Annotated in this window: 21 protein-coding genes, 3 pseudogenes and 1 other annotated feature; of the genes and pseudogenes, 11 read left to right on the plus strand and 13 right to left on the minus strand. The window is 38.8% G+C overall.

Annotation, left to right across the window (positions count from 1 at the left end; translation table 11 throughout):
• Nucleotides 1-63: 63 nt before the first annotated feature.
• The 4 genes from AC4CUY_RS21590 to AC4CUY_RS21605 all read right to left on the minus strand — a co-directional run bounded on the left by AC4CUY_RS21590 (nucleotide 64) and on the right by AC4CUY_RS21605 (nucleotide 5,081).
• A complete protein-coding gene (locus AC4CUY_RS21590) occupies nucleotides 64-1,524 on the minus strand; it encodes an NCS1 family nucleobase:cation symporter-1 (protein ID WP_004637077.1) in 1,461 nt (486 codons plus the stop codon).
• A gap of 74 nt (nucleotides 1,525-1,598) precedes the next feature.
• On the minus strand, nucleotides 1,599-2,573 hold the full coding sequence (locus tag AC4CUY_RS21595) for a porin (RefSeq protein ID WP_490774699.1): 975 nt from the start codon (nucleotides 2,571-2,573) through the stop codon (nucleotides 1,599-1,601).
• A gap of 45 nt (nucleotides 2,574-2,618) precedes the next feature.
• Nucleotides 2,619-3,838, minus strand: a protein-coding gene (locus AC4CUY_RS21600; RefSeq protein ID WP_490774688.1) for an IS3 family transposase whose coding sequence is annotated in 2 segments (ribosomal slippage) — nucleotides 2,619-3,562 and nucleotides 3,562-3,838 — 1,221 coding nt in all. Because the reading frame shifts where the segments join, the coding sequence is not laid out codon by codon here.
• Nucleotides 3,447-3,563, minus strand: a sequence feature (AL1L pseudoknot). It overlaps the preceding gene by 117 nt.
• Before the next feature lie 187 nt (nucleotides 3,839-4,025).
• Nucleotides 4,026-5,081 carry an aromatic ring-hydroxylating oxygenase subunit alpha gene (locus AC4CUY_RS21605; RefSeq protein WP_004637068.1) on the minus strand — a complete coding sequence of 352 codons (1,056 nt, stop codon included), beginning with the start codon at nucleotides 5,079-5,081 and terminating at the stop codon, nucleotides 4,026-4,028.
• 344 nt (nucleotides 5,082-5,425) lie between these two features.
• Between AC4CUY_RS21605 and AC4CUY_RS21610 the strand changes: the two genes are divergently transcribed.
• The 3 genes and pseudogenes from AC4CUY_RS21610 (at nucleotide 5,426) to AC4CUY_RS21620 (ending at nucleotide 8,602) form a co-directional block, all read left to right on the plus strand.
• Nucleotides 5,426-6,415 (plus strand): isopenicillin N synthase family dioxygenase, encoded by a 990-nt coding sequence (locus AC4CUY_RS21610; RefSeq protein ID WP_004637065.1) that lies wholly within the window; start codon nucleotides 5,426-5,428, stop codon nucleotides 6,413-6,415.
• A 26-nt stretch (nucleotides 6,416-6,441) separates the two neighbouring features.
• The gene (locus AC4CUY_RS21615; protein WP_490774697.1) at nucleotides 6,442-7,518 is read left to right on the plus strand and encodes a hypothetical protein; all 1,077 of its coding nucleotides are present in this window, start codon (nucleotides 6,442-6,444) and stop codon (nucleotides 7,516-7,518) included.
• Nucleotides 7,515-8,602: pseudogene (locus tag AC4CUY_RS21620) on the plus strand (BMP family ABC transporter substrate-binding protein). Before AC4CUY_RS21615 ends, AC4CUY_RS21620 begins: the two are co-directional and overlap by 4 nt.
• A 70-nt stretch (nucleotides 8,603-8,672) precedes the next feature.
• Here AC4CUY_RS21620 and AC4CUY_RS21625 read toward each other — a convergent pair.
• Entirely contained in the window at nucleotides 8,673-9,605 is a 933-nt protein-coding gene (locus AC4CUY_RS21625; protein WP_005403791.1) for a LysR family transcriptional regulator, read from the minus strand.
• 306 nt (nucleotides 9,606-9,911) lie between these two features.
• Here AC4CUY_RS21625 and AC4CUY_RS21630 point away from each other — a divergent pair, with 306 nt between their 5' ends.
• Genes AC4CUY_RS21630 through AC4CUY_RS21645 form a run of 4 tightly spaced genes read left to right on the plus strand, consistent with a single transcriptional unit; the run spans nucleotide 9,912 to nucleotide 14,017 of the window.
• Nucleotides 9,912-10,886, plus strand: coding sequence for an isopenicillin N synthase family dioxygenase (locus tag AC4CUY_RS21630; RefSeq protein WP_000125683.1), 975 nt, complete (start codon nucleotides 9,912-9,914; stop codon nucleotides 10,884-10,886).
• 16 nt (nucleotides 10,887-10,902) lie between these two features.
• Nucleotides 10,903-11,856: an isopenicillin N synthase family dioxygenase gene (locus tag AC4CUY_RS21635; protein WP_004637057.1), complete on the plus strand. Its 954-nt coding sequence runs from the start codon at nucleotides 10,903-10,905 to the stop codon at nucleotides 11,854-11,856.
• Between the two features lie 17 nt (nucleotides 11,857-11,873).
• Nucleotides 11,874-12,665: an outer membrane protein OmpK gene (locus AC4CUY_RS21640; protein WP_280095793.1), complete on the plus strand. Its 792-nt coding sequence runs from the start codon at nucleotides 11,874-11,876 to the stop codon at nucleotides 12,663-12,665.
• A gap of 20 nt (nucleotides 12,666-12,685) precedes the next feature.
• A complete protein-coding gene (locus AC4CUY_RS21645; protein WP_004839196.1) occupies nucleotides 12,686-14,017 on the plus strand; it encodes a nucleobase:cation symporter-2 family protein in 1,332 nt (443 codons plus the stop codon).
• Between the two features lie 101 nt (nucleotides 14,018-14,118).
• Here the strand turns inward: AC4CUY_RS21645 and AC4CUY_RS21650 are convergent.
• A pseudogene (locus tag AC4CUY_RS21650) lies at nucleotides 14,119-14,736 on the minus strand (recombination directionality factor); the annotation flags it as partial.
• Nucleotides 14,737-14,791: 55 nt separating this feature from the next.
• Between AC4CUY_RS21650 and AC4CUY_RS21655 the strand changes: the two are divergent.
• Nucleotides 14,792-15,724: an IS5-like element ISAha2 family transposase gene (locus AC4CUY_RS21655; protein WP_004637187.1), complete on the plus strand. Its 933-nt coding sequence runs from the start codon at nucleotides 14,792-14,794 to the stop codon at nucleotides 15,722-15,724.
• 231 nt (nucleotides 15,725-15,955) lie between these two features.
• Nucleotides 15,956-16,882 (plus strand): LysR family transcriptional regulator, encoded by a 927-nt coding sequence (locus AC4CUY_RS21660; RefSeq protein ID WP_004637185.1) that lies wholly within the window; start codon nucleotides 15,956-15,958, stop codon nucleotides 16,880-16,882.
• A 123-nt stretch (nucleotides 16,883-17,005) separates the two neighbouring features.
• Here AC4CUY_RS21660 and hpxO read toward each other — a convergent pair whose 3' ends face one another.
• The gene (hpxO, locus tag AC4CUY_RS21665) at nucleotides 17,006-18,163 is read right to left on the minus strand and encodes an FAD-dependent urate hydroxylase HpxO (protein WP_000406591.1); all 1,158 of its coding nucleotides are present in this window, start codon (nucleotides 18,161-18,163) and stop codon (nucleotides 17,006-17,008) included.
• Nucleotides 18,164-18,373: 210 nt separating this feature from the next.
• On the opposite strand from hpxO, the gene alc reads away from it, so the two are divergent.
• Nucleotides 18,374-19,381, plus strand: a complete 1,008-nt coding sequence (alc, locus tag AC4CUY_RS21670; protein ID WP_004637181.1) for an allantoicase — start codon at nucleotides 18,374-18,376, stop codon at nucleotides 19,379-19,381.
• Between the two features lie 96 nt (nucleotides 19,382-19,477).
• Nucleotides 19,478-19,978: an ureidoglycolate lyase gene (locus AC4CUY_RS21675; protein WP_000250866.1), complete on the plus strand. Its 501-nt coding sequence runs from the start codon at nucleotides 19,478-19,480 to the stop codon at nucleotides 19,976-19,978.
• Nucleotides 19,979-20,103: 125 nt separating this feature from the next.
• Here AC4CUY_RS21675 and AC4CUY_RS21680 read toward each other — a convergent pair.
• The 6 genes and pseudogenes from AC4CUY_RS21680 to AC4CUY_RS21705 all read right to left on the minus strand — a co-directional run bounded on the left by AC4CUY_RS21680 (nucleotide 20,104) and on the right by AC4CUY_RS21705 (nucleotide 25,354).
• Nucleotides 20,104-20,822, minus strand: a pseudogene (locus AC4CUY_RS21680) (outer membrane protein OmpK).
• Between the two features lie 126 nt (nucleotides 20,823-20,948).
• Nucleotides 20,949-22,310 (minus strand): nucleobase:cation symporter-2 family protein, encoded by a 1,362-nt coding sequence (locus tag AC4CUY_RS21685; protein ID WP_000139429.1) that lies wholly within the window; start codon nucleotides 22,308-22,310, stop codon nucleotides 20,949-20,951.
• Nucleotides 22,311-22,345: 35 nt separating this feature from the next.
• Nucleotides 22,346-22,666, minus strand: a complete 321-nt coding sequence (gene uraH / locus AC4CUY_RS21690; RefSeq protein WP_000625767.1) for a hydroxyisourate hydrolase — start codon at nucleotides 22,664-22,666, stop codon at nucleotides 22,346-22,348.
• Nucleotides 22,663-23,166, minus strand: coding sequence for a 2-oxo-4-hydroxy-4-carboxy-5-ureidoimidazoline decarboxylase (gene uraD / locus AC4CUY_RS21695; protein ID WP_004637178.1), 504 nt, complete (start codon nucleotides 23,164-23,166; stop codon nucleotides 22,663-22,665). The genes uraH and uraD overlap by 4 nt, the downstream gene beginning before the upstream one ends.
• Nucleotides 23,167-23,310: 144 nt before the next feature.
• Nucleotides 23,311-24,273 carry an allantoinase PuuE gene (gene puuE / locus AC4CUY_RS21700; RefSeq protein ID WP_000127611.1) on the minus strand — a complete coding sequence of 321 codons (963 nt, stop codon included), beginning with the start codon at nucleotides 24,271-24,273 and terminating at the stop codon, nucleotides 23,311-23,313.
• A 148-nt stretch (nucleotides 24,274-24,421) separates the two neighbouring features.
• Nucleotides 24,422-25,354, minus strand: coding sequence for an IS5-like element ISAha1 family transposase (locus tag AC4CUY_RS21705; protein WP_004637176.1), 933 nt, complete (start codon nucleotides 25,352-25,354; stop codon nucleotides 24,422-24,424).
• Between the last annotated feature and the right edge of the window lie 54 nt (nucleotides 25,355-25,408).

A 25,408-nucleotide genomic window follows, 5' to 3' on the forward strand; every position in this document is an offset into this window, starting at 1 on the left:
CTTTTGATAGATTTTTACTAACAGTTAACCCCGCTAAGCTTGTAGCGGGGTTAAGTTAGATTGCTAATTTATTGACTTAGAATATTTAACTGGCGATTTGATGCTAATTACACTGTATGTAATTAAGCCTAAAAACATACCAATGAACCAACTGAAATTTGCCAAGACATGCCATTGTGGAATTAAAACGCATAAGATTGGAATGATTGCTGATGGAATCAATGCATAGATTGCATTGCAGTTGTAGCCATTTTTATACCAATAGCTTCCTTGGGTATCCAATGTATATAGATCATCGACAACAACATTCTGCTTTTTAATAAAATAATAATCAGCAATTAAAATTCCGAACAAAGGTCCAATAAATGCACCCAAGATATCAATAGTATAGTGAATAACTTGCGGATTATTAAATAAATTCCAAGGCGTAATGAAGATTGACCCAACTGCTGCAATCATCCCTCCCATACGCCAACTGATTTTACTTGGAGAGACATTTGAGAAATCAAATGCTGGAGAGACAAAGTTCGCGACAATGTTAATACCGACCGTCGCAATCATGAGCGTTAAGCTCCCTAAAATTACCACAAATGTATTATCTAACTTGCCAACCATTTCAACAGGATCTGTAATTAACTTTCCGTAGATTGGTAAAGTCGCTGCAATACACACTACAGTTAATAATGAGAAACCTAGGAAGTTCACGGGTAAACCTAAGAAATTGCCAAACTTAACAGCTTCAAAAGTCTTTCCATAGCGTGAGAAGTCACCAAAATTCAAAACTGGTCCGGAGAAGTAAGAAACTACCAGTGCAATGGCACCAATCATAACGGGTAATACATCTAAACCCTCATACTTCACACCGCCAAGATTAAGATCAATATTTTCCCATCCTGCTTCATATACCAGCCAAGCCGCCATAGCAAACATCAGCACGTATACAGCTGGTCCAGCCCAATCAATAAACTTACGGATACTGTCCATACCAGACCAGAATACGACTGCTTGTAGTACCCAAAGCAGCATAAAACCAATCCAACCTAAATATGAAAGCCCCAAGAAACCATATTGCTTTACATCAGCATAAATGGCCATGTCTGGAAAAAATTTAAGGATAACTAGAATAAAGGCACTAGATGCTAAGTAAGTTTGAATCCCATACCAAGCGACTGCAATAAGTCCTCGAATAACGGCTGGAATATTTGCGCCTTGAACTCCAAAAGTAGCACGACAAATTACTGGGAAAGGTGTACTGGTCTTTTGGCTTGGTTTAGCAATTAAATTGGCAAAGAATTGTACAATGACAATACCTATTAATAAGGAAACTAAAACTTGCCAACTATTTAGACCTAGAGCAAATAGGCTGCCTGCTGTTACATATCCACCAACACTGTGAACATCAGACATCCAAAAGGCAAAAATATTGTATGAGCCCCAGGTCTGAGTTTTAAGCGGTGCTAAATCCTGATTGGTTAAAGCAGGGTCATAACTTGGCTTAATCAATGCTTCTGTATTGTTTTCCATTGTGATTACTCACTTATATTCATTTGTAATGCTGCTACGGGCTTAGCTTTAAGCTCGCTGTCCGGGTTCTGCCTTTAGAATGTCAATCGCATACCTAAAGCCAATGAAAGTTGATCCTGATTTGCATAACCACCACCTGGGAGTGTCGAATCAGTATTCACTAGACTTTCACTAGAGCCATCATCGTTATTGAGATATGCAAGGTTTGCGACTAGGCTGAGTGGTTTACGAACTTGGTAAATGGCTAACGCTCTGTAGACCATCACATCATGTTCAAATGTCGTATTTTTTTTGTAGATTACATCACCTGATACTGTGAGTTTTGGCGTCAAGGTATAATCAATACCTAATTCAGATGCCCAAGCCTTTTGTTCAGCTGAATTGGTGGCTATTGCAGCATATTGCCCTGGTCCCGTAATATCCGCGTATGCAAATCCTAGACGAGTAGTGAGCTGATCAAAGGTATACTTCGAAGCTAATGTTGTTAATCTATAATGGTTGTCTGTGTCATGCGCTTCATGATCTTCATAAGAAGCACCAATCATTAGTTTTGGTGTAGCATATTTCGCTGCGCCAGAAAAAATCTGACCATGTGTATTTTTCGTTGAATCATCGTCTGTGGCATACAAAGCGCCAAACTGCCAACCATTAAGGTCTGGTGAAGCATACTTAAATGTATTGCTGTAAATTTCACTTACGGCATCAAACTCAGAAAACTTAAAAATTGCACCTGAGTTATACCCTCCTTTAAATACACTCCCTACAAACCAGTCATCATTAAATGTCCACTGCTTTCCAAGGCTTACGGAACCATAAGGCGTTTTGATTCCGGCATAAGCATTTCGATCGAATAGCTCACCATCTTTATTTTGTTCACCTTTTGAAGGCTTAAAACCGGATTGCAAATTAAAGAATGCTTGATAATCATCATCAATTTTATAAAGCCCACTAAAACCGAGATTAGACACACCCAAAATGCTATCTACCGCTTCAGTCTTAGTTTTCGTACCACCTTTGACATTGGTTACTGTTGCAATACCAGTGTCAATTAAAACTGAACCGTACCGGGTTTGTCGGAGACTTTTTTATTTAAGTTAGGCCACCTGACCTAACGGGTTAATCTTATCATAGTACATTGCTTCAAACTCAAAAGGCGATACATAACCCAGTGCACTGTGTACACGCTTTTTATTGAACCAATCTACCCAGTTTAGTGTCGCAAGTTGTACATCTGCTAAACCTTGCCAATCTGCTTTTAAATATTCAATCACCTCTGTTTTGTATAAGCCATTCACCGTTTCAGCCAAAGCATTATCGTATGAATCACCAGTTGTACCGACTGATGCTCGTAAATTTGCAGCTTCTAAACGATTGGTATAGCGAATAGAAAGATATTGAACACCTCTATCGGAATGATGAATCACATTCTTTGGCATGCCTCGATCGTGCAATGCTTGCTCCAATGCATCGAGCACCATATCTGTATTCATCCGTGTAGATACTTTCCATCCAACAATTGCTCGTGAGAACACATCAATAACAAATGCGGTATATACCCAGCCTGAATGAGTTTGAATATAGGTAAAGTCACCCACCCATAGTTGGTTTGGATGATCAGCATTAAAATTACGTTTCACTAAATCATCTGCCCGTTTTTGGTCATCTCGGTTACGGGTGGTTTGTTTATTCTTACCACGCCAAACACCTTGTATACCTAGCTTTTGCATCAATCGAGCAACTGTACAACGTGCAATAACATAACCCTCACGTTTTAATTTTTGCCAGACTTTACGTACACCATATCGACCTGAACTTTCCTTCCAAATTCGTTTAATTTGTTCAGCATGATGCTCATCATGTAGATCTCGTTTCGCTCGATGTTCTGGATTGTCAGCGAGATCTAAAGTTCGGTAATAGGTTGAAGCTGCGATCGGTAAAATCCTACAAATCGCATCAACACCATATAAGTCTTTATTGTTATGGATGAAATCCACCATTATTTGTGTGGGCGGTCGAGCTCCGCCTGGGCGAAAAAAGCGGCTGCTTTACGTAGAATTTCATTGGCACGCTTTAATTCTTTAATTTCACGTTCCATTTGCTTCATTTTTTCTTGATCAGATATCTGTTGTACTTTAATAGGATTTTGTCTATCTAAATATTTTTGATACCAAACACGTAGTGTTTCAGGAGTACAACCGATTTTAGGAGCAATAGCTGTGATTGCTGCCCAAGTAGAAGGATAATCTTTTTCAGATTCAATTAGTAATTGAACCGCTCTTTCTCTGATTTCAGGGGTATATTTTAATTTTGTCATCGCGATAGTCTCTCAGAATATTGACTCTCCGACAAACCCGGTACGGTTCAAGCTAAGACAATGAAATTACGATAAATGGTGAGTCACTTTTATATTAGTATTTCTGCGAAATCAATCTCTAAAAATATAAGGGAGACTACCTCCCTTATATTTCAACCAATCGAGATAATCAGGTTATCTTATATCTCTAGACCACATATCTTTTACTTAATCCCCATTCTGCCAATATCCGTCTATATGTCGTTGAAGATTTGTCTGCTGCAAAGTGCGCCTCCATTGAAACATCTAATGGAAGTTCTTCCGGTTTTTGATTCTCAACAATATCCTGATCCTCTGCAAAAATTTGTGCATTGAAGTCATATACAGCCTGTAGGTCACCCGTCGTATCAAAATTACGTGTCAACGGAACAAATAGCCTGGTTTGATTATGTGAAACAGGACAACAAGCATTCAAAATTTTTAAAATCCCATTGTTAGGAAAATAGACAGTAAGTGTTGCCGAGAATGGAGGATATACATCAAATTCTCGTTTCCATAAGAAATTCTCTGGCTCTAAATGTCTCAAACTATGAGGAAAGTTACTTACTGTAGAGATATAAATCGTTTTAAGTCCATAATCCGTTCTTTCAGTTTCATATTTGGGCACTACTGGATTATCACGATCAGCGAATGCCTTGTTATGTACCCAGGCAAAATGTGCCACATCGATAAAGCCTTCGAGCTGACGACCACTAGAACCTGCTATATCAACAAATGGTGGGAGTATTGATTGATGTTCATCTGAATCCCAAGTTTCAAGAACTGGAAAATTAGCTTCACTTTCATCACGGCTAAATAAGCTAGTCCAAACTAGTCCATATTTCTCAACTACAGGGAATTTAGTTAAGGTGAACCGATCTGAAATTTGGGTAAGTTCTGGTTGAGCAGGGATTTTTACGCACTTACCTTGTGCGTTATAGTTGAGCCCATGATAGGGACAAACAATATTTTCACCTTCTACCCATCCTTTACTTAATGGCACTCCTCGATGTGGACAGATATCTCTTACCAGATGAATTTCTCCACTTTCAGTTTTATAAATAGCCATTTTGACATCAAGAAGCTGAACTTGCTGCGGTTGAGTCGTTACATCCTGGATTTGAACTACCGGATACCAATGCTGCGCTAGAATATTCCAGTCATTTGGGTCAAATTGACTACATTGTGGCTGAGTGAATAAATTGAGAACTGGTATTGTATTCATTTTAGCGCTGCCCCTCTTATAAGTTATTGATTAATTCAAACTTCTTAGCATTGCTGCATCATGACTTTTTCTTTTCTATCTGTCTATTAAAGACTTTAGGAATGGTATTTCTAATTTTTAGAACACTTTTCTTATTATTGTTCTTCTTATCTAAACTTAACGAATAACTAGCATTTTATAACTCATCACAATTCTTAATTGATGCTGAATTACTTGGACTCCTATTACTACTCTGACTTTATTTAGTGTTGCCTTTTTGGCAACGAGTTGAGCGAGATTCTCTGCTATGCACGGAATTAAATTGTCATTAAGTTGATAACAACAAAGTTCAAAGAGCCACAAAAATGTTGACATACACACCACCTTCTACGGCTAAAAGTATTCCAGTAATCGACTTAAGCGACAGTTTTTCCGATAACCTGGAAAACCGGAAATCTGTTGCGTGGGAAATCCATAAAGCATGCAGAACAACAGGTTTCTTCTATATTAAAAATCATGGTATCGCTTCTGAAGTTCTCCAAAAACAATTAGACATTGCAAAACAGTTTTTTGACCTTCCGATTGAAAAGAAACTAGAAGTTGATTTCAAAAACTCCAAATGCCTTCGTGGTTATGAACCAATGGCCGCTCAAACACTTGATGAAGGCTCTCCTCCTGACTTAAAAGAAGGGTTCATGTCAGGGAAAAATCTAGATTCAAGTCACCCATATGTCCAAAAAAGCTATCCACAACATGGGCAGAATCAGTGGCCTGAAGATCTTCCTGAAATGAAGACCCAGACCGAAACCTATATTCAACAGACTTTAAAACTGGGTAAGCATCTAGCTGGCCTATTGGCACTTTCTCTTGGGCTTGAAGAAAACTACTTCGAGGCAGGCTATGATGAAACTGTCATTATTACCCGTATGCTTCACTATCCTCCTCAATCTGAAAAAATTGTAAACAATCAGCTAGGGTGCGGTGCGCACACTGATTGGGGGTTACTGACGCTCTTATTGCAAGATGAAGTAGGTGGACTAGAAGTACGCAATAGTGAGGGTGAATGGATACGTGCACCTCACATACCAGATACTTTTATCGTAAACCTCGGTGATTTAGTCCAATTCATGACTAATGGACTCTACCTCTCAAATATGCACCGTGTTTTCAATAGTAAAGCAGGTATCTCACGTTATTCGGTTCCAACCTTCTTTGACTTGGATTACGAATACAAAATCAAAACGCTGCAAAATTTAGGTGATCAATTTAAGGCTGAACCTAAAGAAATGACTGTAGGTGAATACCTAGCCTATATGTATCAAAAAACTTACGCATCGAAAAAAGAAGCCGTTTAATTTATTCAACAGTTGGTATCAAAATTATGAAAAAAATGTTTCCTCTAGGTTGTGCTGGTTTAGGCATTCAAAACTCATCAAAAGAACGACCAGTAAGCCTGAATGAGCCTACTATTCTCGAACAGTTCGAAATGCTAAAAGCTGCGGAGGTCTTTGATTTTCTGGATCGTATCCCTCTTGAAGATAGTCAAATAGATGCTTACATCAAGACAAGTCAGAAAACAAATATCCCTATTTATTCTGGTTGTGGCTTATATGTTATTGGCAAGGATGAGGAAGCATTCAAACAGGATATTAATCGTAGTGCCGCTGTAGGGGCCAAATTCCACAACATGATGATTTGGGCAAAACATGCAGATGGTCATTATGTAACGAACGAAGAAGTTGCTAAAACTTATATCGATTTCTACACCTACGCTCAAAGTAAAGGAATAACGGTTACCTTAGAGTGCCACGTTGATAACTGGTCTGAAGATTATCGTCGAGTAATTCCGGTGGCAGATCTTATAGAAAAAGAAGGTGTGCCGTTTGAGTTTGCAATGGATTACAGCCATTGTATTTTTAAAATTGAAAATGAAATTGAGCTTGCTGTATCACAAATGCGTGATGATCCTGAAGCTATCAGAAAGTTAGATCCTTTTAATAATGATAGTTTTGCAGATGATTGGCTGAATCGAAATTTAGTTACATGGGGGCAGATCCGTCCTGCAGTCCCGAATAATCCAGTTAACTGGTTAGCATTTGAAACAGGACCATATAATGGCTTAGGAACAAATCGTCCTGGCCGAGGAATTCAGTATCCATTTAATCAACCTACGGAAGGTGAATGGCATACAGACTTCTGGCATGCATATAAGCTTGCACCAACCAAAGAAGTCATTCGTAAAATCATTGATAGCTACTTGAACAATCCAAATTCTAAAGTTCAACTTATGACTGTTGATAATATCAATTTAGAGTCGTATGGTTTAAATTGGAAATACAACATGTTTGCCGACAGTTGCAGTGTTGCCCATTATATTCGTGAGATTTATGAGGAGCGACTGGCAATATTTATGGCAAAACAAAATTCAACTGATACTCTTCAAAGAGAATCAGCATGAATAACCTACTTAATTTAAAAAATATTTTCGTAAATGCCAGTCTTTTAGGACTTTTACTCATCAGTGGGGCCAATCCAGCATTGGCCGCTGATCAAGCGGCTTTTGTCTATGTCGCTCATAAAAACGATTATGGTTGGTCTTATTCACACGATATAGGTCGTCTGAAAGCAGAAAAGTCCTTACAGGGTAAATTTAAGACCTCTTATATCGAGAATATTCTAGATAATGCCGACTCTGAACGTACATTTCGGAGACTCGCACAACAAGGAAATAAGGTTATATTTGCTACTACCTTCGGGTATATGAATGCCATTGAAAAGGTAGCTAAACAGTTCCCGAACACCATTTTTATGCATGCGAACGGATATAAAACTGCAAAAAATGTGGGAGTCTATGATATCCGAACCTATCAAGGCTCTTACTTGCAAGGGGTATTGGCAGGCTATAAGACTAAAAGTAATGTTTGGGTGTTGTAGCACCATTCCCAATTCCTGAAGTCATTAGAGACATCAATGCCTATACACTTGGGGCTCAATCTGTAAATCCAAAAATTAAGACCAAGATAGTCTGGATTAACACTTGGTTTGATTCAGGAAAAGAGCATGAGGCTGCACTTGCATTAATATCGCAAAATGCTGATATATTATCACAAGTCACCAACTCACCCGCTGTAGTTAAAGCTGCTCAGGAAAAAGGGAAATTTGGCTTTGGCTGGAACTCAGATATGAGTAAGTTTGCTCCTAAAGGTCACCTAGCTGCATCAGTGTTATATTGGGAAAAAATCTATACTCCTGTTTTGCAGCAAGTGCATAACAAAATATGGAAGTCGGGATCGACATGGTATGGTGTCAAGGAAGGTGCCATCGATATAGCAGGTTTTGGTCCAATGGTCTCTAACAATGAAAAAATGAAGGTTTTGGCAGTCCGAGATAAAATTCGTAACGGTCAATATGTTGTGTTTAGTGGACCACTTTACAAACAAGATGGAACATTACTTTTGGGAAAAGGTAAACATCTCTCAAATACGCAATTGATGAGTATGAATTATTTCGTTAAAGGCGTGGATGCTGCTTATCCAAAATAAACAAAGCTAAGCCTTTATTGAGGGATTTCGATAAGGGCTTAGCTTTTTAGTTGTACTTTTCAGGTTATGTTTATTGTCCAGCTTCGCCTCTTTGTAGGATTTCATCTGTAATAAGCCTGGAGAGAGCGTCTGTTGCTGTGGAAAGATAATGCCCTTTACGTGCATACAGACCTAAATCACAGTAGATACCATTGTTATCATTAAGCGGAATATAGCGAAGGCGATTATTAATTATTTCATTTTCCAACCCAAAGAATGTCTGAAAACCAATTCCCTTATTCCTGAGTATTAACTGTTTCATTAATTCCAAAGAACTCGTTTGCATTTTAAAATTTGGAATAGCATGTTGTGCACCCGCAAATAATGGCGCCAACTGTTGATAAATAGATAAATTAGGTTTTGGCATAATCACATCATAGTCGAGGCACTGATGGAATGACACCGTCTTTTGAGAAGCCAGCGGATGGTCAGTCGATACAATTGCACCTAATTTAAAATGGGATATTGCTATTTGGTGCAAATCATTATGCTTTGGCAAGGCAAAAGCCAAGCCTAGATCCACCCTATTTTCAATGATTTCATTAGGGATATCTTTTGAGCCTAAAATTGTAACCCCTACAGTTACATTAGGATATTTTACTTGGAATTTTTCAATAATCTCTGGCAGGAAATTAATTGCCAGTGTTTCAACACTCGCAATTTCTACATGACCTTTATAAAGCCCTTTCAGTGCATCCAATTCATTCTGCAATCGCTTAGTATCTCGCAATACTAAACTTATATGTCTTGAAAATAACTCACCTGCATGAGTAAGTACCATACCCGAAGGCACCCGATTGAATAATGGTGCTCCAATTTCATCTTCGAGTTTTAAAATTTGCCTGTTTACAGCAGAAGATACGACATTTAATTGTCTGGCTGCTTCCCTGATTGAACCGCACCGGCGTACAGCATCAAAATAATGAATTGCTGCTGAGTGAAAGCGAAGACCACGTGTACTCATTTTAACATCACATCCTATTCCAATTTTAAAGCCCCAATCCATTTATAAATTTGAATGAGCTATTGAAATAGAAGCAAAAAACTTGCCATTAAGTAGCAGCCATTTTTTGGACCTAAAGCATTATTTTCAGTGCATCCCGTTGCTTTTTCAGCATCACCACTCATTTAAAAAAGTTTAAGCAATTGTTTTTATTTAATTAATTAAGAATAGCTCTCTTTTTGGCATCAGCTTGCTCGATATTCATTGCTATGCGGTCTCATGATTATTTTATAAAAAAAGAAAACATTATTTTTGAGAGATTGCTACATGACTGCGCTGGAAAACAATCAAAACATTACCTCTATACCCATCATCGATATTTCTGGACTTTTGGATAATGACATACAAACGCACCAAAACATTGCCTCACATATTCGGAAAGCATGCTTAGATAAAGGTTTTTTTTACATTACGGGACATGGAGTTTCTAAAGCATTACAAGATAAGGTTTTTGAATATTCCAAATTATTTTTTAGTCTTCCCCCAGAACAGAAAAAGCAGTGGTCCAAAGAGCTTTCTGAAGCAAATAGAGGCTATGAATCATTAAGAGCACAAACACTTGAACCTAATTCTCCGCCTGATATAAAGGAAGGCTTTTATATCGGGAAGGAACGCTCACCTTCAGATCCTTTTGTCATCCATAAAGCTTTTAACCAAGGCCCAAACCAATGGCCAGATATTGATGGATTTAAAGAGGTAATGGAGGAATATCAAGTTGAATTGATTAAAGTCTCTGAACGACTCATGCGTGCTATTGCATTATCTCTAAACTTGGAAGCTGACTATTTCACAGAGTTTTGTAAGGATGCAGATTTAGTCACTTTACGCTTATTACACTATCCCCCTCAACCAGCTAATGCTCAACCAAATGAAAAAGGTTGCGGGGCACATACTGATTTCGGCGGGCTTACTCTATTACTTCAAGACCATAATCGTGGTTTACAAGTATGGGATCAGTCAACAAACCAATGGATTTGGGCAGAGCCTATTGAAGATAGTTATGTCGTTAACCTAGGTGACCTAATCTCTATGTGGACGAACAATACATATAGATCCACCCTCCATCGCGTCATCAACATCTCAGGTGGGGAACGATATTCTGTTCCATTCTTCTACAGCGGTAATCACCAGTATCAGATTGAATGCATTCGAGAGTGTTTGGAGGAAAACTCAGAACCGCTATATCCACCAATCAGTGTTGAACAGCATTATCGTAACATGTTCAAAAAAACATATATCTAATAATAAGGAGTTTCCCATGAAAAAATTACCAGTTATCGACATTGCACCTCTTTATGACGTTAACCATCCTGATTATGCAGATATATGCAACCAAATTGACCAAGCATGTCGTGAATGGGGATTCTTCTATATCAGTGGTTATAAACCGAATCACCTTGCAGAAGTTCAAAGTTTAGCTAAAGAGTTTTTTAGTAAGCCTCTACAAGAGAAATTAGAAATAGATATTCAAAAGAATAAAATTGCACATAGAGGATATGGTGCATTAGGAGTAGAACAACTGAACCCTGACTTACCTGAAGACTTTAAAGAAATATATGACATGGGTGTCCATTTAGAAGCTAATCATCCCGAAGTCATTAATCAAGAACCTCTAAGGGGACCAAATGTTTATCCAAATATTGAAGGGTGGAAAGTAGCTACAGAAGAGTATTTTGATGAAATGGTGGATTTAGCAAAAATATTGCTTAATGCCATGTCTCATGCCATTGGTCTTCCGCAAAATTATTTTGATCATTGTCTGCAAGACAGCCTATGTTTTCTCCGGTTAATTCATTATCCGCCTACCTTAGACAATGCAGACTCTCAAGGTTTTAAAGCGGGAACACATACTGATTATGGGTGTGTAACTATTTTGGCTCAGGATGAAGTAGGTGGATTACAAGTTCAGGATGTAAATGGTAATTGGATCGATGCTCCTCCTATACCTAACACCTATGTAATCAATATCGGAGATATGATGGCACGATGGTCAAATGATCTCTATAAATCGACACCTCATCGCGTTTCGAGTCCTAAAGAAAAACAAAGATTCTCATTTCCATTTTTCATACAACCTAGTCCAAAAACGATAATTCGCTGCCTACCTAACTGTTATAACGAATCAAATCCTCCTAAGTACTTACCAATTACTAGTATGGAATATTTGCAATCACGTTTTAGTGCAACCTACAAACATCGTGCTGAAGTTTGAATATCGGAAACAATTATATGAAAAAAAATGCGCTCTATCTATTTTTAAGCACATGTTTAATAAGCACTTATTCTTTTGCTGAGGAATCATGGTTAAATTGGCAATCCAATAGTATTTCTGCACTTTACGGTAAAGGTTTTGAAGTTGAACCAGATACACATGAAACGATTACTTTTGAACATGCGAGCAGTTGGAAATGGGGAGATCTCTATCTATTTGTCGACACTTATTGGTTTGACGGTGAAAAGACTGCTTCCCAAGGTCATAATGCGGTCTATACAGAAATTGCTCCCCGCTTTTCAATAGGAAAACTAACCAATACGAATTTGAGCTTTGGGCCAGTGAAAGATGTCCTAATAGCTACAAGCTTTGACTTAAGCATCCAAGATCAGCCTGGTTATGACGATATGTGGACTTATTTAGTTGGTCCAGGTTTTGACCTTGATATCAAAGGCTTTGATTATTTCACCCTTAATTTTTACTATCGCATTCCAGACGATGGAAACACCCCAAGTGGACAATGGCAAATCACTCCTTGCTGGTCATATACCGTCCCATTTCTTAAATCATCAATCATTTTTGATGGATACATTGATTGGGTAGTCAATTCCAAAGGTAATAACTCTTCCGACTTTCACTTTAACCCACAAATCAAATATGACCTTAGCCCTCATCTAGGCTTAAGCCCAAAAAAATTAGCAGCAGGTATTGAATACGACTATTGGAAAAACAAATTCTTAATCGAAGACACTCCATATTTTAAAACTAATCAAAATGCTACTAGTTTCATCGTCAAATATACCTTTTAGGCTGAAGGAGAAAAACATATATGACTAACACAATCACAGCCAATAACTTAAAACCAAGCTCCATGATTTTTCTCAGTATCCAGCACGTCTTGGTAATGTATGCAGGTGCTGTTTCAATTCCCCTAATTGTTGGAGGAGCTTTAGGGTTAAGCACTGCAGAAATTGCTTTCTTAATTACTGCAGATCTATTTGTTTGTGGCATTGCCACCCTCATTCAAACTATTGGTTTTAAAAATGTAGGTATTCGCTTTCCCATTATGATGGGAGTTACCTTTACTGCAGTAGGCCCAATGATTGCAATTGGGACTAATCCAGATATGGGACTACTAAGTGTATTTGGGGCAATCATTATCGCAGGGATCTTTGGCTTCCTGATTTCACCATTTATTGGAAAGTTAATACGATTCTTCCCTCCTGTGGTGACAGGAACTCAAATTCTTGTGATTGGTCTATCTCTCATTGGTATTGCAGGCACATGGTCCGCTGGCGGATATGGGGTAAAAGACTTTGGAAATCCATTGTACTTATCTATCGCTGCCTGTGTTCTATTAAGCATTATTATCATCAGCCGTTATGTTAAAGGCTTTTTGGGCAACATTTCAGTTCTAATCGGGATGGGAATTGGTTATATCATCGCTGCATTTTCTGGCCTCATCTCTTTAGACAAGATAGATGAAAGCCCATGGTTAGGTTGGGTGATGCCATTTCACTTCGGTATTCCAGAGTTTAACTTTTGGGCTGTCTTGACTATGTGCGTAGTCATGCTGGTTATTTTCATTGAAACAGCTGGGATGTTCATGGCTGTAGGTGAAATTGTTGAAGAAGAAGTGGATCAGGAAAAATTGACTCGCGGTTTTAGAGCTGACAGCCTTGGCACAATGATTGGTGGGATTTTTAATATCTTCCCGTATACATCCTATGCTCAGAACATCGGTTTGCTAGCGATCACAGGTGTTAAGAATCGCAGTGTATGTGCTTTAGCTGGTGTGTTTTTAATCCTTTTAGGTCTATTTCCTAAAATAGCTTACTTTGTTGCGTCTATACCCTCATGTGTTCTAGGTGGAGCCGCATTGTTTATGTTTGGGATGGTGACATCTAATGGTATCAAAGTACTGCAGCGTGTCGACTTTCAAAATGTGAATAATCTCTACATCATTGCAGTCAGTGCCGGCATAGGTATGTTGCCTGTATTCTCACCTACTATTTTCTCACAACTACCATCTTATCTTTCACCTCTGTTAAACAGCCCAATTTTGCTAACGGCTTTTTGTGCTGTGATTTTGAATGCTGTTCTCAATCGAAAACAGCGGATATTGGATGAACAGTATCTTCAGAAATTGAAAGATGCATAAATATCAGATACACAGCTTAAAACATTCTTGTTCTATGTAAAAAAGGGAGCTAATGCTCCCTTAATTCATTGATATCAGTAAAAGGTTTCCTCTTATTTAACTCAGTTCAAAGCTGTCACAGATCCTTTCAATCCCTGCTGGATATCGAACGCATTCTGTTCTACCACAGGCTGGTGCAGACCTTCTTCCTGATAAAACTCGTCCACCACATCTAGCCCCTCCTCAATATCCATTTCAAACAAACCATTCGCAAATCCCTGCCTTGCCGTTTGATCTAAAGCCTCTTGATTAAACCCGGCTTGTTTACTCTGTTGGTCTATATCCCTTGCAGTCTGAAGTGCGGACTGTAAATCTACTCCCTCCCTTAAAGTCAGATCCACGTAATACACAGGCTGACGATAACTCTGCGTTGTGCTTTTACCTCGTAATGTCAGTTGCAATGGCAAACATGACAGCAAACCATTTGAAGCTGCATGGTAATAGCTCAGCCGTGCAGCCAAAGTCCGAATACTGTTAAAACCCGTGGTTCTAAAGATAAAAGTTCCAAATTCATCAGATTCATCTAAGTTCACATGCAAACGGCCATAGGGTTTACATTGTCCGCCCTGTGCCAAAGGACATAAATCTGGTGATGGACAAGCTAATTGTTCTACACCTTGTTGGGTGAGTCGCTGACAGGTTTCCCCATTGCCAACACAGACCGGTCGGCTAGTCTGACGGGGCTTTGTTGCACAAACCTAGCCTATAAGGTTTATTCAGTCCTATAATTTCAAAATGAATAAACCTACTCCTAAAACTTATCGTACAACCAACTGGTCTTACTATAATCGCGCTCTCATTAATCGGGGCAACATTTCCATTTGGTTTGATCGAAACACTCAGTGGTATGCACAACCACAAAACAAGCAAGGTCGAAATCAAACTTACTCCGATACGGCTATTCAATGCTGTTTAATGATCAAATCTTTATTTAGACTCTCTTTACGCATGGTCACAGGTTTTGTTCAAAGTCTGATTAAACTTTGTGGATTAAATTGGACCGCACCAGATTACAGTACGCTTTGTCGAAGACAAAAACATATTGATATTGCGATTAGCTATCAAAAAAGTAGTGATGGGCTACATCTACTCGTCGACTCAACTGGCTTAAAGTTTCTAGGTGAAGGTGAGTGGAAACGTAAGAAACATGGACCTGAATATCGTCGCCAATGGCGTAAGCTTCATATTGGCATCGATGCTGAAACCTTGCAAATACGTGCAGTACCGCTTACTACAAATAATGTGAGCGATTCGCAAGTACTCGGTGATTTACTTGCTCAAATTCCCTTAGATGAACGAATTGATTCGGTCTATACCGATGGTGCTTATGACACGAAGCACTGCAGACAAGTCATTCTAGATCGAGATGCACATGCGCTCATTCCGCCAAGAAAAAATGCAAAACCATGGAAAGATCAGAAATTGAGATCTTTAGAGCGGAATGAGTTACTGAAAACAGTTAAACGTTTAGGAAGAACGCTTTGGAAAAAATGGTCTGGTTATCATCGTCGAAGTTTAGTTGAAACCAAGATGCATTGCATCAAACTATTAGGTGATAAATTAACAGCAAGGAGTTTTTCTAGTCAGGTGAATGAGATTCATGCACGCATAGCCGTATTGAACAAATTTACAGAATTAGGTCGTCCTCATACCCAAGTTGTCACTTGAATTCTGTTCAAATGAGCAGAGTGTTATCTTTTAAATCTTTGTGCAACAAAGCCTTTCTAAGTCAAAAATACGTTTGGATAGCATTTCTGTCTATTAGAATGATTTGCATACAATGTTCTGCTTTTTAGAACACAAAAGCAGAATGAATTGAAAAAATCAAAAGTTATGGCATGAAAATCGCTTAAGCATGGATAAGTACTTTGTAAACTGCCCGTGAGATTGAATAGCTGTATGTCGATTACCTTTTCCCGATTTTCTGAATATTTTATGGCTGTTGCCCGTACTGGCAGTTTACGTAAAGCCGCAGAACAGCTTTTTATTTCAGTCTCTGCAGTGCATCGGCAAATTGTTCTTGCTGAAGAAGAGTTAGGCGTTGCTTTATTTGAGCGTTTACCGCAGGGGCTGAAGCTAACGTTAGCAGGTGAATTACTTTATGCTGATTTGCTTAAATGGCAAAAAGAATATCAGCTGACTCGAATTCGATTTGATGAAATTCAAGGATTAAGTCGCGGCAATATTGAAATGGGTTTTATTTCTGCCCTAAATGATGGTTTTGTCGTGGATTGTATTCAACGCATGGCTGAAAGCTATCCATGGATTAATCTCAATATCAGTATGAATAGCAGTGAAGAAATATCGAGAAAAATCATTGATGCAGAATTAGATTTTGGCATTATCTTAAATCCTAAAAGTCACAATCAATTAGAAATCTTATCCTTTATTGAAATTCCTTTAGGCTATGTTTTATCACCACATCACACCTTAGCCGGCATGGATAAAATCTATTTATCTGACACTTTAAATGAGCGTCATATCATGCCAAGTGAGCCCTTAGTCATCAGTGATTATGTACATACACTCTATAAACATCACAAATTTAATCCTATACAAAAGATAGAATGTAATAACATTAGAATGATAACATCATTAATTCAACAACAATTAGGCATTGGCTTAATGTCATATATGGATGCATTACCACTTTTAAACTCAAAAAAGATCGTATTTAAGCCCATTCGTGAAAAAGGTATGCATCGTTTAACCATTGCACTGTGCGTCGCTTCAAAACGTCAAACATCACGTCTTTCACAAATAATGGTAAATTTATTGGTCGAAAAAATGGAAGAAATCAAATTGCAATTAAAGCAACTTCCTTAAACATTTAATCCTTTGCTCTTCAATCTAATGTTTCTAAATAGCTAAAAAAAGCCAGTGTGAATATTCACACTGGCTGCTGAAAGCTAACCTTTTAGTTTTACATTTCTTTTTGTGTCTTACAGCTTAGTCGAGTGGATTACCGACAATGTTACTAATAATTCCCTTCATAATATGATTGCCTTGTTCTTTACGTAACTCTTCATACCACTCTCGGGTCACCGCTTCATCTTTCATATGTGTCACATCACAGCGCTTACGGGCACGAAGTACCAACTCATTGGCACGTTCATTACGCTTGTTCTGATAGCGACGTAAAGAATCTTGTAAACCTAAGGTATTAATTTGCAATGAACGTGCCAAATAGATAGCATCTTCCATCGCTTGGCAGCCGCCTTGACCAATATCAGGTGTTGTACTGTGCGCTGCATCACCTACAATCACCACTCGACCTTTGTAAAAATTGGCAAATGGTTCGATATCGTGAATTTCTACACGATTGGTCTTTTGCACATCGACTGCATCAATTAACTTTTGGACAGGCTCACACCATCCTTTAAAGTATTGTTTGAATAAAGCTTTGTATTGGCTACGATCATTTTCAAGACCAACAGCTAACGGCACATCAAAAAAGAAATAGAAACGATTATTCGCCACTGGCATCAGTGAAACACGTTTGCCTTCACCTACAAACGTTGTCCATTGATCTGCTGCGGCATAATCGTCTGAGACATCAACGAGACCATTCCAATTGACATAGCCTGCATAGCGTCGCTCAACTTGCTCACCTAAAACATAGGCACGAGTAATTGAGTGTGTACCGTCTGCACCCACCAATAGATCAGATTCTATTTCGCTACCATCTGCAAATTGAATTTTTACACGCTCTCCTTCTTCAACAAAAGAAATCATTTTCTTAGCTAGATGAATATCTTCACGACCAAATTCATCCATTAACATATTCTGAAGTTCCGCACGTGATACCGGATATGGTCGTTGCCCGACTTCTTCAATCAATGGATAAAGGCTAAACTGGGTCATCACATCGCCCGTCAGACCATCAATATAAGCAAGGTTATCCATTTTGCCGCCAAGCTTTTCAACTTGCTCTGTCAAACCCAAATAATTTAGACATTTCACACCGTTAGACCATAACGAAATAGCAGCACCCACCGGTAAAATTTGTTCTGCCTGTTCATAGATGGTTACTTGGTGTCCGAATTTTTTTAGTGCGATGCCTGTAGTTAGACCCGCCATACCTGCACCAATAATTGTAATTTCCATCTATAATTCCCCTGTGTTTTATAAGTTTCTAAGTCATAAAATGCTAAAAGCGTGCCATTTTTTATAAAGCGCCCTGAAAAAAATCCAAAGTTGGCACACGCTGTGCATCTAAACGCGTGTAAATGCTTGTTTTTATCGGTTGTTAAATTTTTTGTAGCACGATAGCGCAAAGCATGAATTTTGAAAGAAAATAGCGAATGGATTTAATATATGGCGACTTTATTAGCACCCGATTTTGATATTCCTGCACAATTACAGACACTTACAAATTTTGCAGATGACCGTATTGGTGCAAAAATTATTGAATGTTCAGATGAATTTTTCGCAGAAGCAAAACGTATGCTTCAATTTGACGCGCCAATTTTTGTTGAAGATAAATTCGATGACCATGGTAAATGGATGGATGGTTGGGAAACGCGCCGTAAACGTCACACAGGTTATGACTGGGCAATTATTCAATTGGGCGTAGCTGGGCATATTAAGGCTTTAGATATTGACACTACCTTCTTCACTGGGAATTACCCTGCTTCAGCTTCAGTTGAAGCCTGCTACGCCCCTGATGGCGATCTTGCTCAAGCTGAATGGTTGAACATATTAGAGAACAACGTACTTGGCCCAAGTCAGCATCATGTTTTGCCGATTACAGCTGACCAAGTTTTTACTCATGTGCGTTTAAATATTTTTCCTGATGGTGGTGTTGCTCGTTTTAAAGTGTATGGTGAAGTGAGCGTTCAACAACAAGATCACACTGCAACAATTGATTTAGTTGCTTTAGAAAATGGTGGACGTGTAATTGCTTATAGCGATGCACATTTTGGTCATCCACGTAATCTGATTAACCCAGGTCGCGGAATTAATATGGGTGATGGTTGGGAAACCAAACGTCGTCGTGCACCGGGCTTTGATTGGTGTATTTTGGCTTTGGGTCAAACTGGTGCAATTGAAAAAATTGATATCGATACGGCACACTTTAAAGGCAACTTTCCAGCCCAAGTCTCTATTCAAGCCGTATATGTTAAAGATGCAACTGATCCACAATTAATTCCACAAAGTATGTTCTGGCCATTTTTGCTTGAAGCACAAGACATGCAAATGGATCATATTCATAGCTTTGTAAACGAAATTTTGCAACATGAAAAGATCTCGCATATTCGCATTAATATGATTCCAGATGGTGGTATCAGCCGTATTCGTTTGTGGGGTAAAACCAAAAGCTAAATTGAAAGCTTGAATACTTTCTACATCGAGAAGGATAAGTACTGTGGTTTTATCCTTCTTCTCCTACACTTGATATAGACAATAAAAGAATTACACATGGTTCAAACAATTCAGCTACAGCCCCTGAGCATTGAAAACTTTGCCCCTTTTGGTGAGGTGATTTGCTGCGGAGGACAGGATTTTTTTCATATCAATGATGCACATACCGAGCGTTATCATGCCCTTGTAACCACTGAAATCTTCGGTGAAGCACATGCAGGTATTAGTATTTTTCGTAATATTAAACAGACAGAAATTCCTTTTTCGGTTTCGATGCTTGAGCGACATCCGAATGGCTCACAAGCTTTTATCCCGATGCAAGGTCAGGCTTTTTTAATTGTGGTGGCACCTGCATTGGATGATCAAACGCCTGATATTTCAAAACTCTGTGCTTTTATTTCAGATGGTACACAAGGTGTTAACTACCATGCAGGTACATGGCATCACCCTCTATTAACTTTAGAGGCGCCAAGTAACTTTGCCGTGGTTGATCGTATTGGTATTGGACATAATTGTGATGTTTATCAGTTTAATGAAGTACTCAATATCGTGGCATAAATTTAAACTATCATTGAAATTGAAACCTCAATTTAAAATTGTCTCAGAAATTAAAAGCCCCATCCGTGGGGCTTTTAAGTCTTGTGCAGTATGTTGTGTAACGATGTACGGTTTTAACGAATCAATTAGAAGTGATATTTCACTAGCGCACTGACGTTATTTTCATCTTTACCTTTAATATTATATTTATTATTCCAAACTGAATGCTCAACGCCTACATACAGGCGTGTATCTGGGGAAATATGTTGCCCCAGATTCCATTTATATTGACTGGTCCAGTTCATCTCACTGGCTGAGCCTTTTTCCGCAGTTGACCAATCCAGAAAAGCATCTGCTAAGAAAGATTCTGAGCCAATTTTAAAAGGTATGGCATAGGTAAGCGTCATTTGATAGTCATCAGCTTTAGTATCATTATTCACTTTATATAAATTTAATTTTGCATATTGAAAATATGGCACATCAAAGTCTAAGCCAATACCATAGAGAAAATTATCCAGTTGCTACCCGCTTCCCAAGTGGTTGCAAGCAATACATCTTTTACAGGGCCAAATTTAAGTTCTTTACCCGTTACAGCGCCTAAACTCAATCGTGGTGATGCTTCAAAATAGGTTTGATCGCCCCTGACGTCATTATGTGTACGGTCGGCAAAAATGAAGAAATCACCATATTTAAGCTTTGACGCGTATTCAAATGTCACAGTGGTTTGTTTGTCTTCTTTTGCAATGAGCTGATAGTCGGTGCCATATAGACCGGTAATGCTGAAGTCTTGCCAGATTGGGGCTGCAAAGATAGAGTTGGCTGAAATAGTGCATAGAATTGCAGCTGAAAGAGGCATAAATTTCATTAAATTGTTTTTCCTAGCGATAAATACGTTTTGAGTAATTTATTTAGCAAAAACAAAGCCAATATTAGATTTTTTAATAAAAAAAGCCCACATTAATGTGAGCTTTTTTTATTTATTTTGAATAGCTTAGTGATGACTATCTATAACAATATTGCTGGTTTTATTCACTTCTTTACTTTTAAAAAAGTTTAGATGGTTAAACACAATATTTAATACGATGGCCATGAGGCACGTTGAACTAATACCTGAATGGAACAGGGTTTGTACCCATTTTGGGAAGTTCGCATAGAATGAGTGATCAATAATTGGAATCATACCTGCGGCAATTGCTGTAGCAACAATGATTAGGTTCTTTTGCTCACTATAATCAATTTTAGCTAAAGTACGAATACCACTTGCAGCCACTGTACCAAACAATACCAAACCTGCGCCACCCAATACCGGTACAGGAATTGCAGCAATCAAACGGCCCATAATTGGTAAAATACCCAATACAACTAAAATTAAGCCACCCGCTGCAACAACAAAACGGCTTTTTACACCAGTAATCGCGACCAAGCCTACATTTTGTGCAAAGGCACTTTGCATGAATGAGCCAAATATTGGTGCTGCCGCACTTGAAAGCATATCGGCACGTAGCCCATTGGTAATACGTTCAGCGTCGACTTTGGTACCGACAATTTCACCAACAGCGATAATATCAGCTGTAGTTTCAGTCATAATCACCAATGTCACAATTAGCATGGCAATAATGGCACTCAGTTCAAATGTTGGCATACCAAAGGCAAAGAAACTTGGGAATTGAATCCAATTGCCATTTGCGACTTTTGAGAAATCGCCAAAGCCCATCGCATATGCCAGCACTGTACCTAGCACAATTGCTAATAAGATGGATAAACGACGAATTGTAGCGTTTCGAGTAATATTCAGCACAATGACAATGGCTAAAGTTAGAAAAGCCAAACTAATATTTTCAGCACTGCCCCAATCAGGCGCTTTGCTATTTCCACCCATCATCCAACGTACTGCGACAGGTAGCAATGACAAACCAATCACGGTAATCACGCAGCCGGTCACGATTGGCGGGAAAAAACGAATAATTTTTGAAAAATATGGTGCTAAAAAGAAACCGATTAATGAAGCAACAATAACCGCACCATATACTGCCGAAAGCCCACCACCTGCAGTGACTATGGCAATCATCGTTGCCACACCAGCAAAGGATACGCCTTGAACTAGGGGTAATTTTGCACCGATGTATTTCACACCGACCGTTTGTAAAATCGTGGCTAAACCACCGACAAATAATGCTGCTGCAATTAATAAACCAATTTGTGCAGGTTCAAGTCCTGCGGCTGTACCAATAATCAGTGGCGGCGCAATAATACCGCCATACATCGTCAATACATGTTGTAAGCCATAAGCTAGGCTTTTCCCTGCACCTAAATATTCATGTTCTGGTGAAACTGTTTGATTTTGTTCTGTCATTTTTATATCCCCCGATCCGTTTTATGATGCTGTTTTTAGCTACCGCGATATGTTGAATAGGCAAAAGGGCTAATCAACAAAGGAATATGAAAATGCTGTGAGGCATCTTTTACTAAGAAATGAATTACTGCTTTTGGGAAAAAAGTTTCGGTATTAAGACTTTCAAAATAGTCCGCTGTGGCAAACTCTAAGCTATAGCTACCCGTAGAAAATTCGCTTAAACCAAAGTCGGTCACACGGCCATCTGCATTGGTTTGCCCTTCACCAAGTAACATACCGTCTGCATTGAATAATTTAATCAAGACATTGGCAGCAGGTTTCCCAAGATTTGTATCTAAAATATGTGAGCTGATCATGCACTTAGCTCCTGTTTTAATCTTAATAAGGCAATTTCAGCCAATTGATGATGGACAATACGCTTTTCAGTTTCTGGATTATTCAGCAGACGGTACTGCAATGCTTGTAATACATTTTCACTGCTTAAGCCTGAAGCTTTAATTAAGAAGATATAGCCGTACTTTTTTTCATAAGCGATGTTGCCTTTGAGCAATGCCATTTGTGTTTCTTCATCGGCTGAAATAGCGGATTGTTCACGGTTGGAAAAATTCTTTTCTAATTCAGAAAGTTCAGCTTGGGCTTTTTTTTCACCAATACGCGGGTGATTATCTAAAGCAGATTTAATTTCTTCCCACGACCATGTACGAGCAGCTTGAGCCGCGTATTCCAAAATACTGTCTAATGATGCATACGGACGCTGACTGAGCAGCTCATTCGCCCAGCTTTCAATTTGCACACAGTGCTTTAAAAATGTTTTTACATCGGCTTCGGTTGCTTGATTAAATTCAACAAGTTGCACTATTAAATCGCCTAAAAATATTTAATGTTCGTTCAAAACATGTTTTGCAATATCAATGCCAATCCCTTATTTCTTAGACAAATTGCTTTTTATAGGCACAAAAAAAGAGGCGCTAAGCCTCTCTTTCTTCTTTATTTTTTTTTATTACGGTGCATGGTGTTTTATCCAATGTTCTGCAATATCGGCACGACGACAAACCCATACTTTTTCATGCGATTGCACATAATCTAAGAATCTTTGTAGTGCTTTAAAGCGTCCTGGTCGCCCTAAAATACGACAGTGCATACCAATAGATAGCATTTTTGGCGCAGTTTCACCTTCGGCATATAACACATCAAAGGCATCTTTAAGGTATTGATAAAATTGCTCACCACTATTAAAACCACCCGGCGAGCAAAACTTCATATCATTACTTTCAAGTGTATATGGAATGATTAAATGCGGACGTGTTGCACCATCTACATTCGTCACTGTGCTCCAAAATGGTAAGTCATCGCCATAATAGTCACAGTCATATTGAATCTGAGGAAATTCAGCAAGTAATTTTCGAGTATTCGGGCTATCACGTCCGGTATACCAACCGATTGGTGTTTTACCAAATAGCGTTTCAAGCACGCTAATAGCTTGATCCATATGCTGGCGTTCTTGTTCGATTGGCATATCTTGATAATGCAACCAACGTTGACCATGCGATACGACATCATAATTGGCTGCTTTAATCGCTTCCACAATGTAAGGATTGCGTGCCAAAGCCATACCCACACCGAAAATGGTCATGGGGAGTTGGCGTTTTTTAAACTCTTGGTGAATGCGCCAAAAGCCCGCTCGTGAGCCATATTCGTACATGGAATCCATCGACATGTGTTTGTCTGGAAAACTGGCCGCGCCAATAATATCTGACAAAAACTGTTCTGAACCTGCATCACCATGTTCTACATGGTTTTCACCGCCTTCTTCATAGTTCAATACAAACTGAACCGCGACACGAGCACCATTTGGCCATTCCACTTTGGGTGGTTCTCCATGATAGCCAATCAGATCTCTGGAATAGTCTTGTTGTTGAATCTGGTCTATCAGATCTTGCCCACGTAAATATGTTGCTGTCACATCCACTTCCTAATTTGTTATATCAAACAGTCAAAAAATAGAATGAATTAAGCAATTAGTGCGCCAAAACTTAGTATACAAGTTTTATTTCCTTTCGGCTTTGTTGCACAAACATTCAAAAGCTAAACTTCTTCCAAGTTATCTAAATTTAAGTGGCAACTTGGGTGTGAGGTCGGCCTAAATCTGTAAATTTATTTAATACGGCCACACGTGCATGAATCTCATTGACTTGGCTTTGAAAGTTTCTCGCACGGAGTTTATCGCCTAATAATTTGATGCAATGCATCTTGGTTTCTATCAGACTTCTGCGATGATAGCCTGACCAATTTTTCCATATTGTTCTCCCTAAACGTTTAACTGTTCGAAGTAATTCATTTCGCTCTAGCGAGCTGGTCTTTGTATCTTTCCAAGGTTTCGCATTTTTTCTTGGCGGAATCACCGCATGTGCTTGTCGGTCTGCAATTACTTGACGGCATTGCTTGGTGTCATAAGCCCCATCAGTATAGACAGAGTCAATCTGCTCATCTTGTGGAATCTGATCGAGTAAATCACCAAGCACTTGTGAATCACTCACATTATTTGTAGTGAGTTGAATAGCGCGTATTTGAAGGGTTTCAGCATCTATACCAATATGAAGTTTACGCCATTGGCGACGATATTCAGGTTGGTGTTTCTTACGCTTCCATTCACCTTCGCCTAGAAACTTTAAGCCAGTAGAATCGACGAGTAGCTGGAGACCATTACTGCTTTTTTGATAGTTAATTGCAATATCAATATGCTTTTGTCTTCTGCAGATGGTGGAATAGTCTGGTGCTGTCCAATCTAATCTACAAAGATGAATGAGACTTTGCACAAAGCCAGTGACCATGCGTAAAGAAAGACGAAATAAGGATTTGATCATTAAACAGCATTGGATGGCTGTATCTGAATAAGTTTGATTTCGACCATGTTTACCTTTGGGTTGAGCGTACCATTGAGTCTTGGGATCAAACCAAATTGAGAGATTTCCTCGATTTATTAATGCACTGTTATAAGAAGACCAATTGGTTGTACGATAGATTTTAGGTGTGGGCTTATTCATTTGAGAATTATATTGTGGAATAAGCCTTTAGAGATAGGTTTGTGCAACAAAGCC

The organism is Acinetobacter sp. 778_lipA, assembly GCF_058242985.1.

What these genes read in the sequence shown, in the direction of transcription:
- AC4CUY_RS21590 (WP_004637077.1), bottom strand. Translation starts at nt 1,524, where the DNA reads ATGGAAAACAATACAGAAGCATTGATTAAGCCAAGTTATGACCCTGCT.
- AC4CUY_RS21605 (WP_004637068.1), bottom strand. Translation starts at nt 5,081, where the DNA reads ATGAATACAATACCAGTTCTCAATTTATTCACTCAGCCACAATGTAGT.
- AC4CUY_RS21610 (WP_004637065.1), top strand. Translation starts at nt 5,426, where the DNA reads ATGTTGACATACACACCACCTTCTACGGCTAAAAGTATTCCAGTAATC.
- AC4CUY_RS21615 (WP_490774697.1), top strand. Translation starts at nt 6,442, where the DNA reads ATGAAAAAAATGTTTCCTCTAGGTTGTGCTGGTTTAGGCATTCAAAAC.
- AC4CUY_RS21625 (WP_005403791.1), bottom strand. Translation starts at nt 9,605, where the DNA reads ATGAGTACACGTGGTCTTCGCTTTCACTCAGCAGCAATTCATTATTTT.
- AC4CUY_RS21630 (WP_000125683.1), top strand. Translation starts at nt 9,912, where the DNA reads ATGACTGCGCTGGAAAACAATCAAAACATTACCTCTATACCCATCATC.
- AC4CUY_RS21635 (WP_004637057.1), top strand. Translation starts at nt 10,903, where the DNA reads ATGAAAAAATTACCAGTTATCGACATTGCACCTCTTTATGACGTTAAC.
- AC4CUY_RS21640 (WP_280095793.1), top strand. Translation starts at nt 11,874, where the DNA reads ATGAAAAAAAATGCGCTCTATCTATTTTTAAGCACATGTTTAATAAGC.
- AC4CUY_RS21645 (WP_004839196.1), top strand. Translation starts at nt 12,686, where the DNA reads ATGACTAACACAATCACAGCCAATAACTTAAAACCAAGCTCCATGATT.
- AC4CUY_RS21655 (WP_004637187.1), top strand. Translation starts at nt 14,792, where the DNA reads ATGAATAAACCTACTCCTAAAACTTATCGTACAACCAACTGGTCTTAC.
- AC4CUY_RS21660 (WP_004637185.1), top strand. Translation starts at nt 15,956, where the DNA reads ATGTCGATTACCTTTTCCCGATTTTCTGAATATTTTATGGCTGTTGCC.
- hpxO (WP_000406591.1), bottom strand. Translation starts at nt 18,163, where the DNA reads ATGGAAATTACAATTATTGGTGCAGGTATGGCGGGTCTAACTACAGGC.
- alc (WP_004637181.1), top strand. Translation starts at nt 18,374, where the DNA reads ATGGCGACTTTATTAGCACCCGATTTTGATATTCCTGCACAATTACAG.
- AC4CUY_RS21675 (WP_000250866.1), top strand. Translation starts at nt 19,478, where the DNA reads ATGGTTCAAACAATTCAGCTACAGCCCCTGAGCATTGAAAACTTTGCC.
- AC4CUY_RS21685 (WP_000139429.1), bottom strand. Translation starts at nt 22,310, where the DNA reads ATGACAGAACAAAATCAAACAGTTTCACCAGAACATGAATATTTAGGT.
- uraH (WP_000625767.1), bottom strand. Translation starts at nt 22,666, where the DNA reads ATGATCAGCTCACATATTTTAGATACAAATCTTGGGAAACCTGCTGCC.
- AC4CUY_RS21705 (WP_004637176.1), bottom strand. Translation starts at nt 25,354, where the DNA reads ATGAATAAGCCCACACCTAAAATCTATCGTACAACCAATTGGTCTTCT.